Raw genomic sequence first — 14,359 nt, 5'->3', positions numbered from 1 at the left:
GGGAGAAGGGGGCGGCGGGCGGGGCGCCTTCATGCCGGCGGTCGGCAGCACGTCGGCGAAGATGCGCGGCCTCACCCTCTCCCCGCTTGCGGGGAGAGGGCAGGGTGAGGGGCAGCGGCGGGGTGGCGGCGGCGCGGGGTTTTCGCAGGGATGGCAGTGCCGTCGCGGCCAACGCCGGCGCTGCCCCTCATCCGCCCCTTCGGGGCACCTTCTCCCCGCTTGCGGGGAGAAGGGGGCGGCGGGCGGGGCGCCTTCATGCCGGCGGCCGGGAGCACGTCGACGAAGACGCGCGGCCGCTCCCTCTCCCCGCTTGCGGGGAGAAGGCGGCGGTTGGCGTGTCGCCTTCATGCCGGCGGCCGGGCAGTACGTCGGCGAAGATGCGCGGCCTCACCCTCTCCCCGCCTGCGGGGAGAGGGCAGGGTGAGGGGCAAGCGGCGGGGTGCGTCGGGCCGGGCGGAAGCTTGGGTGAGGCGGGTGTGGGCGGAGATGCCGGCGCTGCCCCTCATCCGCCCCTTCGGGGCACCTTCTCTCCGCTCGCGGGGAGAAGGGGGCGGCGGGCGTGTCGCCTTCATGCCGGCGGCCGGCAGCACGTCGGCGAAGATGCGCGCGACCTCGCCTTCTCCCCGCTCGCGGGGAGAAGGGGGCGGGGCGGGTCGGTCTCCGCTTGCGGGGAGAAGGGGGCGGTTGCGTCGCGTCCGGGGAGAAGGGGGCGGTTGCGTGGTGTCGGCGGGGCGGGGCGGGGATCAGCACAGCCGGGGGTCGTGCGGATAGGCGGAGAGGCATTCCGCGCCGGTCTCGGTGATCAGGTACTGGTCCTCCAGCTTGACGCCCTCGCGGCCGCCGAGGCGGCCGGTGTAGCTTTCCACGCAGATCACCATGCCGGGCAACAGCACGTCGTCGCCCGGCGTGTCGGCCGCCACGTCCTGCGGGTAGGGGATCGTCGGATACTCGTCGCACAGGCCGACGCCGTGGTAGAGGCAGCCGTAGCGGTTGGCCATGCAGTCGTCGGGCAACAGCCGCGCGGTCTGCCACAGCTCGCGCAAGGCGATGCCGGGCTTGAGCAGCGCGGCGTTGTGCGCGACCTGCTCGCGGGCGATGCGGTAGAGCGTGCGCTGCTCGTCGCCGGCCGGGCCGTCGCCGGCGAGCCAGGTGCGCGAGATGTCGGCGCAGAAGCCGTAGGGGCCGATCAGGTCGGTGTCGAAGGCGACGAGGTCGCCGGCCTCGACCGGCCGCGCCGCGCACTCCTGGAACCACGGGTTGGTGCGCGGGCCGGAGGCGAGCAGCCGCGTCTCGATCCATTCGCCGCCGCGCGCGATGTTGCCGCGGTGCAGCTCGGCCCACAACTCGGTCTCGCTGATGCCGGGGGCGAGCGCGGCGTGCATGTCGGCCATTGCCCGCTCGCAGGCATGCACGGCGCGGCGCATGCACAGGATCTCGTCGGGCGACTTGACCGTGCGGGCGCGCTCGACGATCGCCTGGCCGTCGAGCAGCGTCAGCCCGCGCGCGGCGAGCGCCGCCTCGCCGCCGACCGGCAGGTGGTCGACGGCCACGCGCCGGTTGGCGCCGCCGCATTCGGCGACGAGCGCGGCCAGCTCGTCGGCCCAGCGGGCAAGCCGCGCCGGCACCAGGTCGCCGGCATACATGAAGACGGTGGACAGGCAGGGCCGCACGACGTCGACCACGCCGGTGTGGTCGGACAGGTGCTCGCTGTGATGGTAGTCGTAGAGGATCACCGGCCCGTCGGTAGCGACGAAGCAGAAGCGGGTGGCGTTGTGCATCACCCAGAGCTGCATGTTGGTCGAATCGGTGGCGTAGCGGATGTTGACCGGGTCGTAGACGATCAGCCCGGCGCAGTCGTGCCGGGCGAGCTCGGCGCGGATGCGCGCGAGCCGGTAGGCGCGCATCGCCGGCAGGTCGGGCGCGGCCAGACCGGCGGCGCGCCACTCCGCCTCGGCCAGCGCGCCATGGCCGATGAGGTGGGCGTTGAGCGCGGCCGCCTTGGCGCGCGCGGCCGCCTCCAGCGCCGCCTGGTCGGCCGGCGCGCCGCCGCCCGGCGCGAAGGGCATGATCTTGCGGTGGCGGCCGAAGCCGTGCGTGTCGCGCGCATCCATCGTTGCCGTCCTCCTGCTGCTGCCGACCCTGCTGCCCCTCCCTGCGCCCGTCAGGCGCGCATGCGCAGGCCGGCCGGGTCGAAGGGCGGCTCGAGCGCGAGGCGCGCCGGGCAGCGCCGGCCGAGGATCTCGATCTCGAACAGCCCGTCTTCGGCCGTCTCGGCGAGCGCGGCCGGCACGTAGCCCTGCGCCATCGAGCGGTCGACGAAGTGGGCGTAGCCGCCCGAGGTCACCCAGCCGACGACGCGCCAGTCGCCGTCGACGATGCCGCGGATGCCGGCGGCGTCGCGCGGGTCGGCGCGCGCCGCCCCGTTGCCGGCGACCGGCGCGCCGGTCGGGCCGAAACGCGGCGCGCCGTAGCCGTGCGGCGGCTCGACCGTGCCGTGGTCGGTGTCGCCGACGCGCGCCCAGATCGGCTCGTCGCCCATCACGTCGGCGTCCTCCGCCTCGACCAGGAAGGAGACGCGGCGCAGCTTCGGCCCGTCGGCCTTCTCGCGGGCGGCCGCCTCGCGGCCGATGAAGTCGTTCTTCTCCAGCTTGACGAAGCGCTCCATCGCCGCCTCGAACGGGCCGTAGATCGGCCGCAGCTCGCGGAACCAGGTGGGGAAGTTCTTCTCCAGCCGCATCGACAGCAGCGCCCGCATGCCGAAATCGACGATGCCGTGGTCCGCGCCCGCCCGCTTGATGGCGTCGTAGACGACGCGCTGATAGGCCGGCTGCATCCAGATCTCGTAGCCGAGATCGCCGGTGTAGCTGATGCGGTTGACCAGGCAGGGCGCGCCGGCGACGTCCATCTCGCGAAAGTCCATGAAGCGGAAGGCGGCCGCCGAGACGTCCTCGTCGGCCAGCGCCTGCAGCACCGCGCGGCTCTGCGGACCGGCGATCGACAGGCCGACCAGCGTCTGGTCGAAGCGGTGCAGGCGCACCGAGCCGTCGGCCGGCAGGTGGCTCTCGAACCAGCGCATGTGGTAGCGCGCTGCGGCCGACGAGCCCCACAGAAGGAAGCGCTCGTCGGCCGCCCGGGCGATGGTGAAGTCGCCGATCAGCTTGCCGGAGGCGTTGAGCATCGGGGTCAGCACGATGCGGCCCGCGCGCGGCATGGTGTTGGTCATCAGCCGCGACAAAAAGGCCTCCGCGCCGGGGCCGGAGACCGCATATTTGGCGAAGTTGGCGATCTCGGTGACGCCGACGCGCTCGCGCACGGCGCGCACCTCCGCGCCGACATGGGGGAAGTCGTTGGAGCGGTGGAAGGAGACGACGTCGCGCGCCTCGGTGCCGGGCGGGGCGAACCACAGCGGCGTCTCCAGGCCCCAGGAATCGCCCATCACCGCGTTGTTGTCGCGCCGCATGACGTCGTAGAGCGGCGTCGTCTGCTGCGGTCGCGCGGCCGGCAGCTCCTCGTTGGGAAAGCGGATCGAGAAGCGGCGCGAATAGTTCTCGCGCACCTTGGCATTGGTGTAGCGCGGCGTCGCCCACTCGCCGAAGCGCGCCACGTCCATGCCCCACACGTCGAAGCCGGGATCGCCGTCGACCATCCAGTTGGCGAGCGCCAGGCCGACGCCGCCGCCCTGGCTGAAGCCGGCCATCACCGCGCAGGCGCACCAGAAATTGGTCAGTCCCGGCACCGGGCCGACCAGCGGGTTGCCGTCCGGCGCGAAGGTGAAGGGGCCGTTGATGACCTGCTTGATGCCGGCCGTCTCGAGCGCCGGGAAGTGGCGGAAGCCGACCTCGAGCGAGGGCGCGATGCGGTCGAGGTCGGGCGCCAGCAGCTCGTGGCCGAAATCCCACGGCGTGGTGTGCGGCGACCACGGCCGGCAGGCCTTCTCGTAGGTGCCGAGCAGGATGCCGTCGCGCTCCTGGCGGGTGTAGATCTCGCCCTTGAAGTCGATGACGCCGATCAGCTCGCGGCCGGTCTCGCGGTTGAAGGCGGCGACCTCGGGCATCGGCTCGGTGAGCAGGTACATGTGCTCCATGGCCAAGAGCGGCAGTTCGAGGCCGACCATGCGGCCGACCTCGCGCGCCCACAGGCCGCCGGCATTGACCACGTGCTCGGCCTTCACCGTGCCCTGCTCGGTGGTCACGCTCCAGGTGCCGTCGGGCGCCTGCGCCAGCCCGGTGACGCGGTTCCTGAGCACGATCTCGGCGCCGAGCCGGCGCGCCGCCTTTGCATAGGCGTGCGTGGTGCCGGAGGGGTCGAGATGGCCCTCGACCGGGTCCCACAGCGCGCCGACGAAGTGGCGCTCGTCCATCAGCGGGAACATCGCCTTCGCCTCGGACGGGGTGATGAGCTCGGTCTCCATGCCGAGATAGCGGCCCTTGGCGTGCGCCAGGCGCAGGAAGTCCATGCGCTCGGGCGTATCGGCCAGCATCACGCCGCCGGTCAGGTGCAGCCCGCAGGACTGGCCCGACAGCGCCTCGATCTCGTCGTAGAGCCTGACGGTGTAGGCCTGCAGGCGGGCCACGTTGGGGTCGCCGTTGAGCGTGTGGAAGCCGCCCGCCGCATGCCAGGAGGAGCCGGAGGTGAGCTCGGAGCGCTCGATCAGCACGAGGTCGGTCCAGCCGGCGCGGGCCAGGTGATAGAGCACGGAGCAGCCGACGACGCCGCCGCCAATGACGACCGCCTTTGCGTGGGATTTCATGGGGTTGGGCCCGTCCTTGATGACAGCGATTCAGGGTGTTGACGTGGCGAGTCCGGTGGCCGCCGGCGCATCGGCTCAGAAATCCGTCGGCGCGCCGCCCTCGGCGATGCGCCGGTCGACGAAGTCGTCGATCGCCTCGCGCAGGGCGGGGTCCATGCCGGGCGTCTCGTAGCTCTCCAGCCGCTGCTTCCACACCCGGTTGGCGTGCTCGATGGTGGTCGGCGCGCCGGCCTGGTCCCAGCTCTCGAAGTTGCGCCAGTCCGACAGCACCGGCGCGTAGAAGGCGGTCTTGTAGCGCGCCTGGGTGTGCGGCGAGCCGAAGAAGTGGCCGCCCGGGCCGACGGCGGCGATCGCCTCGACGGCCAGCGCGTCCTCAGACAGGTCGAGCGGGGCGAGGAACTCGGCCACCATCTGCAGCAGGTCGATGTCGAGGATGAACTTCTCGTAGGAGCAGCGCAGCCCGCCCTCGAGCCAGCCGGCGGCATGCTTGACGAAGTTGCCGCCGCCCTGGATGGCGCCCCACAGCGCGAAGGTGCTCTCGTAGGCGGCCTGGGCGTCGACCGTGTTGGCCGCGCACACGTTGGAGGTGCGGTAGGGCACGCGGTAGCGCCGCGCGAGCTGGCCGCCGAGAAGCTGCGCCTTCATGTATTCCGGCGTGCCGAAGGCGGGCGCGCCGGAGCGCATGTCGACATTGGAGGTGAAGCCGCCATAGCCGACCGGCGTGCCCGGCCGCACCATCTGGGCGAAGACGAGGCCGGCCAGCGCCTCGGCGTTCTGCTGCACCGTGGCGCCGGCGATGGTGACCGGGGCCATGGCGCCGGCCAGCGTGAACGGGGTGATGATGACCGGCTGGCCGCGGCCGGCCATCTGGATGATGCCCTCCATCATCGGCACGTCGAGCTTGAGCGGCGAGTTGGTGTTGATGACGGAAAAGCAGGACGGCTCGGCGGCGAACTGCTCGTGGCTGACGCCGCGCGCCAGGCGGGCGATCTCCATGCCGTCGACGTTGCGCTCGCGGCCGAGCGAATAGACGTGGAAGGCCTTGTCGGTCAGCGTGGCGATGTCGCGCAGGCATTCCAGGTGGCGGATGGCGGGATGGATGTCGATCGGCTCGACCGGATAGCCGCCCGTCAGATGGATGATGTTGTGCATCTGGGCGAGCTTCAGGAAGTTGCGGAAATCCGCCTGGTTGCCCGGCCGGCGGCCGCGGTCGGCGTCGGAGCAGTTGGGCGCCGAGGCCATCTGCGCGAAGACCACCGCGTCGCCGCCGAAGCGCACGTTGTGCGCCGGGTTGCGGGCGTGCAGGGTGAACTCGGACGGGCAGTGCGCCATCCATTCGTCGATCAGCGCGGCGTCGAAGCGCACGCGGTCCGAGCCGACGCGCACATCGGCGCCGGCACGCCGCATGATGGCGCGCGCCTCGTCGTGCAGCACGTCGAGGCCGATCTCCTGCAGCACCCGCAGCGAGGCGCGGTGGATCGCCTCGAGCTCGTCGTCCGACACGATGGCGGTGGGCGCGAAGGGCAGGCGCAGCGCCCGGAAGGGGGGCTGCTCGAAGGCGCTGGTGCCGCCCGTGCGCTTGCCGGCGCGGCCGCCGCGGCGGCCCTGCGGCGGCGCCTCGGTGAGCGAAGCGTGATGCGTCATGCCGGCCGGTCCTCCCGCTTGGCGCCGCGCCGCCGCGGCTGATGCCGCAGCGGCCGGCGGGCCGGGCGGCAGCGCCCGGCGCGGCTCATGATGGCCGGCGCCGGCAGGCGGCGACACGCGGGCGACGACGCCGAGCGCCAGAGAATCGACATGCCGCGGCGCGGGCCGCGCCTGTCGCCGCGCCGCAACACGACGACAGGCCTCGGTGACAACCGGCCGCAACATGCTCTAGACTGGCGGCATGGCGCAGTTCCTCTCCCATGCGCGGGCGCGGCAGCCGGCCGTGAAACCCTCCGCGCGCACCCGGCACACCGAGCTCCTGCGGCTGTGCGCGCGCATCGGCTATTCGCCGCCGCCGGCCTGACCCCGCCCCGGCCACGGCCGGAGAAACGGAGTCGACAAAAGGCGCCAAGCTTATGACCTATCAGAACTTTTCCCTGAAGCAGATGCAGGAGATGGATGCCGCGCATCATCTCCACCCGTTCACCGACCACAAGGACCTGCGGGCCGCCGGCGCGCGCATCATCGCGCGCGCGGAAGGCGCCTATGTCTACGACACTGAGGGCGAGGCGATCCTCGACGCGATGGCCGGCCTGTGGTGCGTCAACGTCGGCTACGGCCGCCGCGAGCTCGCCGAGGTCGCCTACCAGCAGATGCTGGAGCTGCCCTACTACAACTCCTTCTTCCGCTGCACGACGCCGAGCCCGGTGCTGCTGGCGCGCAAGATCGCCGAGATCGCGCCGCCCGGCATGCGCCAGGTGTTCTACGGCTCGTCCGGCTCGGAGGCGAACGACACGGCGCTGCGGCTGGTGCGCCACTACTGGGCGCTCGAGGGCAGGCCGGAGAAGAACCGGGTCATCTCGCGCCAGCACGCCTATCACGGCTCGACCATCGCCGCCGCCTCGCTCGGCGGCATGGCGGCCATGCACGGCCAGCTGCACGGCGCGGTGCCCAACATCGCGCACGTCATGCCGCCCTATGCCTTCGAGCTGAAGCGGGCGGACGAGAGCGAGCACGATTTCGGCCTGCGCGCGGCGCGCGCGGTGGAGGACGCGATCCTCGAGGCCGGGCCCGACACCGTCGCCGCCTTCATCGGCGAGCCGGTGATGGGGGCGGGCGGCGTCAAGATCCCGCCCGACAGCTACTGGCCCGAGGTGCAGCGGATCTGCCGCAAGCACGACGTGCTCCTGATGCTCGACGAGGTCATCACCGGCTACGGCCGCACCGGCGCCTGGTTCGCCGCCGAGCGGCTCGGCATCGAGCCCGACACGATGACGACGGCCAAGGCGCTGACGTCCGGCTACCAGCCGCTGTCGGCGCTGCTCGTCGGCGAGCGCATCGCCGCCACGCTGGTCGACAAGGGCGGCGAGTTCTTCCACGGCTACACCTATTCCGGCCATCCCGTCGCCTGCGCGGTGGCGCTGCGCAACATCGAGATCATCGAGCGCGAGGGGCTGGTCGAGCGGGTCGCCGCGGACACCGGGCCCTATCTCGCCGACGCGCTCGCCGAGCGCATCGCCGGCCATCCGATCGTCGGCGAGGTGCGCGCCTTCGGGCTGATGGCGGCGATCGAGATCGTCGCCGACAAGGCGACGCGCCGGCGTTTCGCCGGCGAGGGGGCAGCGGGCGTGGCCGTGCGCGACGCGGCGATCGAGGCCGGGCTGATGCTGCGCGCCGTCGGCGACACGATGATCCTGTCGCCGCCGCTGATCTGGACGCATCAGGAGATCGACATCGCCTGCGAGCGCATCCGCGCCGCGCTCGACGCCGCGCACGGCCGGCTTGGCGGCGCGGCCGCCGCTGCCGCCTCGTGACCGCACGACAGGGAGGAACCGGGCCATGACCGACACGCCGCTCGTGCCGCTGGTCGAGTATGCGCAGGCCGGGCCGCAGGTGCGCGCCGTCTACGACGACATCATGCGCACCCGCGGCACCGACTGGATCAACAACTTCTGGAAGGTGCTGGCGCACGACCCGGCGCTGCTCGAGCGCACCTGGCAGAGCGTGCGCGCGGTGATGGCGCCCGGCGCGCTCGATCCGCTCGTCAAGGAGATGATCTACGTCGCGGTGTCGGCCACCAATGGCTGCGCGTACTGCACCTACTCGCACACGGCGGCCGCCCGCGCCAAGGGCATGACGGACGCGCAGCTCATGGAGCTGATGGCCGTCGTCGGCATGGCCAACGAGACCAACCGGCTGGCCAACGGGCTGCGCCCGCCGGTCGACGCGGCCTTCGTGCCGGAGGGCTGAGCGGCCGGCGCCGCCGGCGTGCGCGTCAGCGCAGGAGCTGCACGCGCACGCTGGAGCGGTAGACCTCGACCTCGACCAGCGGCTCGCCGCGCATGATGGCGCGGCGCGTGCGGTCGCTCATCGCGCTCGGCCGGTTGAGCATCGATTCCAGCCGCGCCCGCGCATTGGCCGAGCGGAACCACGGATCGTCCTGGTCCTCGCGGTCGACGATGCCGAAGCGGTGCACGTTGGCGCGGTCCTGGCGCACCACCTGGGCGGCGGTGTCGAGCCGGTAGCCGTCGCTGGCGTGATGATCGTCCCACGACAGCCGCGCCACGTAGGAGCCGAGATACTGGTCGGCCAGCGCGCCGCCGGCCGGCAGCGCAAGCGCGGCGCCGATCAGCGCGGCGGCGAGGAGATGACGTCGTGTGGTCATGCGAAAGCCCCTTTGATGCCTGTCCCAACGCAAACCGGCATGCCGCGTCCGGCGCGCGCGGTCGTTGATCGGCGTCAAGGGGAGCGGAGAAATGCGCAACGGGCAAGACCGCGTTCTCCGGGCGGGGAGGACGCGGTTTGCCAGAAACGCATGGCCCTTCGCCGAACGCCACGCGGGCGAAGGTTTACCGGCTCCGGGACGCGAGACCTGATCCGGAGCCGCTGGACGGTGCCGAGCGCCGCCTCGCCAACCGTTCTAGCCGGACATCGTTACCGGGCGGTTAGCGAGTGCTTAAGCGTCGGTAAATTTGGCATTTTTCTCGTCGACGGGGCTGACGCAGCGTCATCCGGCCCGGCCGGCCTGGCCGGCCTGGCCGCGCAGGAAGGTGATGATGGCGGAGAAGTCCTTGCCGCCATGGCCCATGGCGTCGAACAGCGCGTAGAGCTGGGCGGCCTCGGCGCCGAGCGGGGTCGCGGCGCCGGCGCCCTGCGCGGCCTCCTGGGCGAGCCGCAGGTCCTTGAGCATCAGCCCGGCGGCGAAGCCCGGCTTGTAGTCGCGGTTGGCCGGCGAGGCGGGCACGGGGCCCGGCACCGGGCAGTAGCTCGTCAGCGACCAGCACTGGCCGGAGGCGGTGGAGGCGACGTCGAACAGCGCCTGGTGCGACAGGCCGAGCTTCTCGGCCAGCACGAAGGCCTCGCCGACGCCGATCATCGAGATGCCGAGGATCATGTTGTTGCAGATCTTGGCCGCCTGGCCGGCGCCGCCGTCGCCGCAATGCACCACGCGGCCGGCCATCGGCTCGAGGATCGGCCGGGCGCGGGCGAAGGCCTCCGCGCTGCCGCCGGCCATGAAGGTGAGCGTGCCGGCCTCCGCGCCGCCGACGCCGCCCGACACCGGCGCGTCGACCGACTGCAGGCCGTGCTCGGCGGCGAGGGCGTGGGCGCGGCGCGCGGAGTCGACGTCGATGGTCGAGGAATCGATGAACAGCGCGCCGCGCTCGGCCGCCGGCGCCACCTCGGCATAGACCGAAAGCACGTGGCTGCCGGCCGGCAGCATGGTGATCACCACGTCGGCGCCCTTCACCGCCGCCGGCGCGCTGGCCATCACGGTGACGCCGTTGTCGCCCGCCGTCTTCAGATTGTCCGGCACCAGGTCGAAGCCCTGCACCGCATGGCCGGCCTCGACCAGATTGGCGGCCATCGGGTTGCCCATGTTGCCGAGGCCGATGAAGGCGATGGTGGTCATGCTCGTCTCCCCCTGCGGCCGCCTCAGCGGCCGACCATGTGGCGCGCCACGATCAGGCGCATGATCTCGTTGGTGCCCTCCAGGATCTGGTGGACGCGCAGATCGCGGACCAGCTTCTCGATGCCGTAGTCGTGCAGATAGCCGTAGCCGCCGTGCAGCTGCAGCGCGTCGTTGGCGACGTCGAAGCAGGCATCGGTGACGAAGCGCTTGGCCATCGCCGACCACTTGCCGGCGTCCGGCGCGCCGGCGTCGAGCCGGGCGGCGGCGGTGTAGAGCAGCATGCGCGAGGCGTTCAGCGCCGTTTCCATGTCGGCGAGCTTGAACTGCAGCGCCTGGAAGCGGTCGAGCGTCTTGCCGAAGGCCTGCCGCTCGCCGGCATAGCCGAGCGCCTTGTCGAGCGCCGCCTGCGCGCCGCCGAGCGAGCAGGCGGCGATGTTGAGCCGGCCGCCGTCGAGCCCGGCCATGGCGATGCGGAAGCCGGCGCCCTCCTCGGCGAGGCGGTTCTCGGCCGGCACCCGGCAGTTCTCGAAGATCACCTGGCGGGTGGGCTGCATGTGCCAGCCCATCTTGTTCTCCAGGCTGCCGAAGGCGAGCCCCGGCGCATCGCCCGGCACGACGAGGCTCGACACGCCGTGCGGGCCGTCCTCGCCGGTGCGCGCCATGACGACGTAGAGGTCGGAGGCGCCGGCGCCGGAGATGAACTGCTTGACGCCGTTGAGCACGTAGTGGTCGCCCTTGCGCTCGGCGCGCGTCTTCAGCGCCGCGGCGTCGGAGCCCGAGCCGGGCTCCGTCAGGCAGTAGCTGGCCAGCCACTCCATGGTCGTCAGCCGGGGCAGGAAGCGGCGACGCTGCGCGTCGTCGCCGAAGCTGTCGATCATCCAGGCGGCCATGTTGTGGATCGAGATGAAGGAGGAGAAGCCGGGGCAGGCGGCGGCCAGCGCCTCGAACACCAGCACCGCCTCGAGCCGGCCGAGGCCGGAGCCGCCGACGTCCTCGCCGACATAGATGCCGCCGAGGCCGAGCGGCCCGGTCTCGCGGATCACGTCGGCCGGGAAGTGGCGCTCGCGGTCCCAGTCGAGCGCGTGCGGCGCGACGCGGTCGGCGGCGAAGGCCTCGGCCATCTCGCGGATGGCGCGCTGGTCCTCGTTGAGGTCGAACTGAGCGGTGCCCTTGTCGACTGCGGCGTCCATGACGGCCTCCCTCGCTGCGGCCGCTGCGCGGCCGGCCGCAAGTTTAGTGCATCGCACCGCCCGCGCAATGCGCCCGCCCGCACAGGGGCTGTGCGCGACGCTCACACACCGAGCCACAGCCTGAGCGGGTGGCTGTCGTCCATCATCAGGCGCACCGCCAGGGCCACGCACACGACGACGAGCAGCGGCTTGATGAGGCCGGCGCCGCGGCGCATGGCGAGCCCGGCGCCGAGCCGCGCGCCGGCGAACTGCGCCGCGCCCATCAGCAGGCCGATCTGCCAGGCGACCGCGCCGACCAGGGCGAAGGCCACGAAGCCGCCGAGATTGGAGGCGAAGTTGAGGAACTTGGTGTGCGCGGTGGCCTTGAGCAGGCCGAAGCCGGCCAGCGAGACGAAGGCGAGCATGAAGAAGGAGCCGGTGCCGGGACCGAAGACGCCGTCGTAGAAGCCGATCGCCGGCACGAGGGTGAGCCCGAAGGCGAGCGGCGTGATGCGCCGGGCGCGGTCGACGTCGCCGAGATCGGGCTTGACGGCGAAGAACAGCGCCACGGCGACGAGCAGCAGCGGCAGCATGGTGCGCAGCAGGTCGCCCGGCAGCACGGTGGCCATCAGCGCGCCGCCGGCCGCGGCGACGAAGGCGAGTAGCGCGAAGGGCAACTGTTTGTTTACCGAGACATGGCCCCTTGCGGCGTAGGCGAGGGTCGCCGAGGCAGTGCCGAACAGCGACTGCAGCTTGTTGGTGCCGAGCGATTCGACCGGCGAGAAGCCGGCCAGGAGCAGCGCGGGCACGGTGACGAGGCCGCCGCCGCCGGCGATGGAATCGAGAAAGCCGGCGGCGAAGGCGGCGATGACGAGAAACAGGACCGCTTCGGTCGAGAGGTCGAACATATGACGGCATTTGCCCGCGAGAGGGAATTGCGCTTGGATCACACCCGCCGGCACGGCGCAAGCCGGGCGCCGGCGGGTCGGGTTCGGCGAGGTCGGGCATGACGGTGGAGGTTCTGCTGCCGCTGACGGAAGGGCTGGCGCGCCAGCGCCGGGCGGACGCGGCCGGCGAGGCGGCGCTGGCGGCCGAGCTGCTCGTGCTGCTGCGGCTGACGCTCAACGACGACGCGCTGACGCCGGCCGGCCGGGCCGCCTTCGCGCGCCTGGCCGCGGCGGGCTTCGCGCTCGCGCCGGCGGAGGCCGACACCGCGCTTACCGCGATCGACGGCTGGCTGGCGGCGCGCGGCACCGCCGGCGCGGCGGCCTATCTCGGCGGGCTGACGGCCGAGCGGCGCACCGCGCTCGGCCGCCGGGCGCTGGCGCTGTGCGCGGCCGACGCGGCGCTGGCGCGGCGCAGGAAGCGGCTGTGCGGCCGGCTCGCCGCGCTGCTCGACCTGCCGGCCGAACGGCTGACCGGCGCGGCCTGATCCGGACGGAGCCGGCAGCGGCGCGCCTGCGGCCGGCGGACCGGGGCGTCCTCTGCTGGCGCGCCAGCGGCGTTCTGCGCTTCACGGACTCGCAGATCGGCTCCAACGCATTGTTTTCACGCGTTTTTCGAACGGCGAACCGGTTTCCACTTCGCCTGGAAACGCTCTATCGCGCGCGCGCCAGGCGGTGCCGGATGGCGCGGTCGAGATCGGGCGCGGCCTCGACCAGCAGGCGGGCGGCCTCGCTGCGCGGATGGCGCAGCACCTCGGCCGTCGCGCCGCGTTCCACGATGCGCCCGTCATGCATGACCATCACCTCGTCGGTGATGGCGCGCGCCACCGTCAGGTCGTGGGTGATGAACAGGTAGGCGACGCCGAGCCGGCCGTTGAGGTCGGCGAACAGGTCGAGGATCTGGGCGCGGATCGACACGTCGAGCGCCGACACCGGCTCGTCGGCGACGATCAGCCGCGGCCGCGTGATGATGGCGCGGGCGATCGAGATGCGCTGGCGCTGGCCGCCGGAGAACTCGTGCGGATACTTGTCCATGTCGGCGGGCGCCAGCCCGACCTCGTCGAGCGCGGCGGCCACCATGTCGCGGCGGGCGGCCGGCGTCGGCCGCTCGTCGAGCAGGTGCAAGGGCTCGGCGACCAGGCGCTCGACGCGGTGGCGCGGGTCGAACGAGCCGTAGGGGTCCTGGAAGACGACCTGCATGTTGCGCCGCGCCGGGCGCAGCTCGGCCTCCGACAGGTGGTGGTGGGCGCGGCCCATGAAGCGGATCTCGCCGGCGCTCGGCGTGTCGAGGGCGAGGATCATGCGCGCCAGCGTCGACTTGCCGCAGCCCGAGCGGCCGACCAGCGCCATGGAGTGGCCGTGCGTGAGGCCGAACGACACGCCGTCGACCGCCCGGAAGGGGGCGTCGCGCGCCAACAGGCCGCGCCGCCGGCCGGGATAGTCGCGCGTCACGCCGTCGAGCGCGAGCAGCAGCTCCGGGGCGCCGTGCGTGGCGTCGGCGGCAGGGTCGGGCGCGGCGGGGATGGGCGCGGCGCGCCGCGCCGGCACGTGCATCGAGGCCTCGGCGAGCTGGCGCGTGTAGGGGTGCTTCTGATCGCGCAGCGTGGCCGCCGTCTCGCCGGTCTCCATCACCGCGCCGTGGCGCATGATCGCCACCCGGTCGGCCATGTCGGCGACGACGGCCAGGTCGTGCGAGATGAGCAGGAGGCCCATGCGGTTTTCCGCCACCAGGTCGCGCAGAAGGTCGAGGATCTGCGCCTGCAGCACCACGTCGAGCGCCGTCGTCGGCTCGTCGGCGATCAGCAGCTTGGGCTTGAGCGCGCAGGCGATGGCGATGACGACGCGCTGGCGCTGGCCGCCGGACAATTCGTGCGGGTAGCGCGTCGGCGGGAACTGCGCCGGCGGCAGGCCGACCCGGTCGAGCATGGCGCGGGCGCGCGCC

At 72.5% G+C, this 14,359-nt stretch carries 11 protein-coding genes; 3 read left to right on the top strand and 8 right to left on the bottom strand.

Translation table 11 applies throughout. From position 1 onward, the window contains the following. Positions 1-743: 743 nt before the first annotated feature. The 3 genes from N1F89_RS18875 to N1F89_RS18865 all read right to left on the bottom strand — a co-directional run bounded on the left by N1F89_RS18875 (position 744) and on the right by N1F89_RS18865 (position 6,394). A complete protein-coding gene (locus tag N1F89_RS18875; protein ID WP_290085977.1) occupies positions 744-2,111 on the bottom strand; it encodes a Xaa-Pro peptidase family protein in 1,368 nt (455 codons plus the stop codon). A gap of 50 nt (positions 2,112-2,161) precedes the next feature. Further along, a complete protein-coding gene (locus N1F89_RS18870; RefSeq protein WP_290085976.1) occupies positions 2,162-4,750 on the bottom strand; it encodes an FAD-dependent oxidoreductase in 2,589 nt (862 codons plus the stop codon). Between the two features lie 75 nt (positions 4,751-4,825). Then, a complete protein-coding gene (locus N1F89_RS18865; protein ID WP_290085975.1) occupies positions 4,826-6,394 on the bottom strand; it encodes a trimethylamine methyltransferase family protein in 1,569 nt (522 codons plus the stop codon). A 416-nt stretch (positions 6,395-6,810) separates the two neighbouring features. Here N1F89_RS18865 and N1F89_RS18860 point away from each other — a divergent pair, with 416 nt between their 5' ends. Both N1F89_RS18860 and N1F89_RS18855 read left to right on the top strand, forming a co-directional pair. Next, entirely contained in the window at positions 6,811-8,208 is a 1,398-nt protein-coding gene (locus N1F89_RS18860; RefSeq protein ID WP_290085974.1) for an aminotransferase, read from the top strand. Positions 8,209-8,233: 25 nt separating this feature from the next. After that, complete coding sequence (locus N1F89_RS18855) at positions 8,234-8,644, top strand: carboxymuconolactone decarboxylase family protein (protein ID WP_290085973.1); 411 nt, start codon at positions 8,234-8,236, stop codon at positions 8,642-8,644. Positions 8,645-8,669: 25 nt separating this feature from the next. On the opposite strand, the gene N1F89_RS18850 is transcribed toward N1F89_RS18855, so the two are convergent. The 4 genes from N1F89_RS18850 to N1F89_RS18835 form a co-directional block, all read right to left on the bottom strand. Continuing rightward, positions 8,670-9,059: a hypothetical protein gene (locus N1F89_RS18850; protein WP_290085972.1), complete on the bottom strand. Its 390-nt coding sequence runs from the start codon at positions 9,057-9,059 to the stop codon at positions 8,670-8,672. A gap of 342 nt (positions 9,060-9,401) precedes the next feature. Continuing rightward, complete coding sequence (mmsB, locus tag N1F89_RS18845) at positions 9,402-10,304, bottom strand: 3-hydroxyisobutyrate dehydrogenase (protein ID WP_290085971.1); 903 nt, start codon at positions 10,302-10,304, stop codon at positions 9,402-9,404. Between the two features lie 23 nt (positions 10,305-10,327). Continuing rightward, positions 10,328-11,494, bottom strand: coding sequence for an isobutyryl-CoA dehydrogenase (locus N1F89_RS18840; RefSeq protein ID WP_290085970.1), 1,167 nt, complete (start codon positions 11,492-11,494; stop codon positions 10,328-10,330). Between the two features lie 101 nt (positions 11,495-11,595). Next, positions 11,596-12,381 (bottom strand): TSUP family transporter, encoded by a 786-nt coding sequence (locus tag N1F89_RS18835; protein WP_290085969.1) that lies wholly within the window; start codon positions 12,379-12,381, stop codon positions 11,596-11,598. 98 nt (positions 12,382-12,479) lie between these two features. On the opposite strand from N1F89_RS18835, the gene N1F89_RS18830 reads away from it, so the two are divergent. Further along, the gene (locus N1F89_RS18830; protein ID WP_290085968.1) at positions 12,480-12,905 is read left to right on the top strand and encodes a hypothetical protein; all 426 of its coding nucleotides are present in this window, start codon (positions 12,480-12,482) and stop codon (positions 12,903-12,905) included. A 166-nt stretch (positions 12,906-13,071) separates the two neighbouring features. On the opposite strand, the gene N1F89_RS18825 is transcribed toward N1F89_RS18830, so the two are convergent. After that, a partial coding sequence (locus tag N1F89_RS18825) for a dipeptide ABC transporter ATP-binding protein (RefSeq protein ID WP_290085967.1) occupies positions 13,072-14,359 on the bottom strand: 1,288 nt, incomplete at its 5' end.

Origin of the sequence: Aquibium sp. A9E412 (genome assembly GCF_030398335.1) — a bacterium.
Lineage (GTDB): Bacteria > Pseudomonadota > Alphaproteobacteria > Rhizobiales > Rhizobiaceae > A9E412.
Note: the sequence above shows the minus strand (reverse complement) of the source record. Positions and strands in the feature narration are given on the sequence as shown.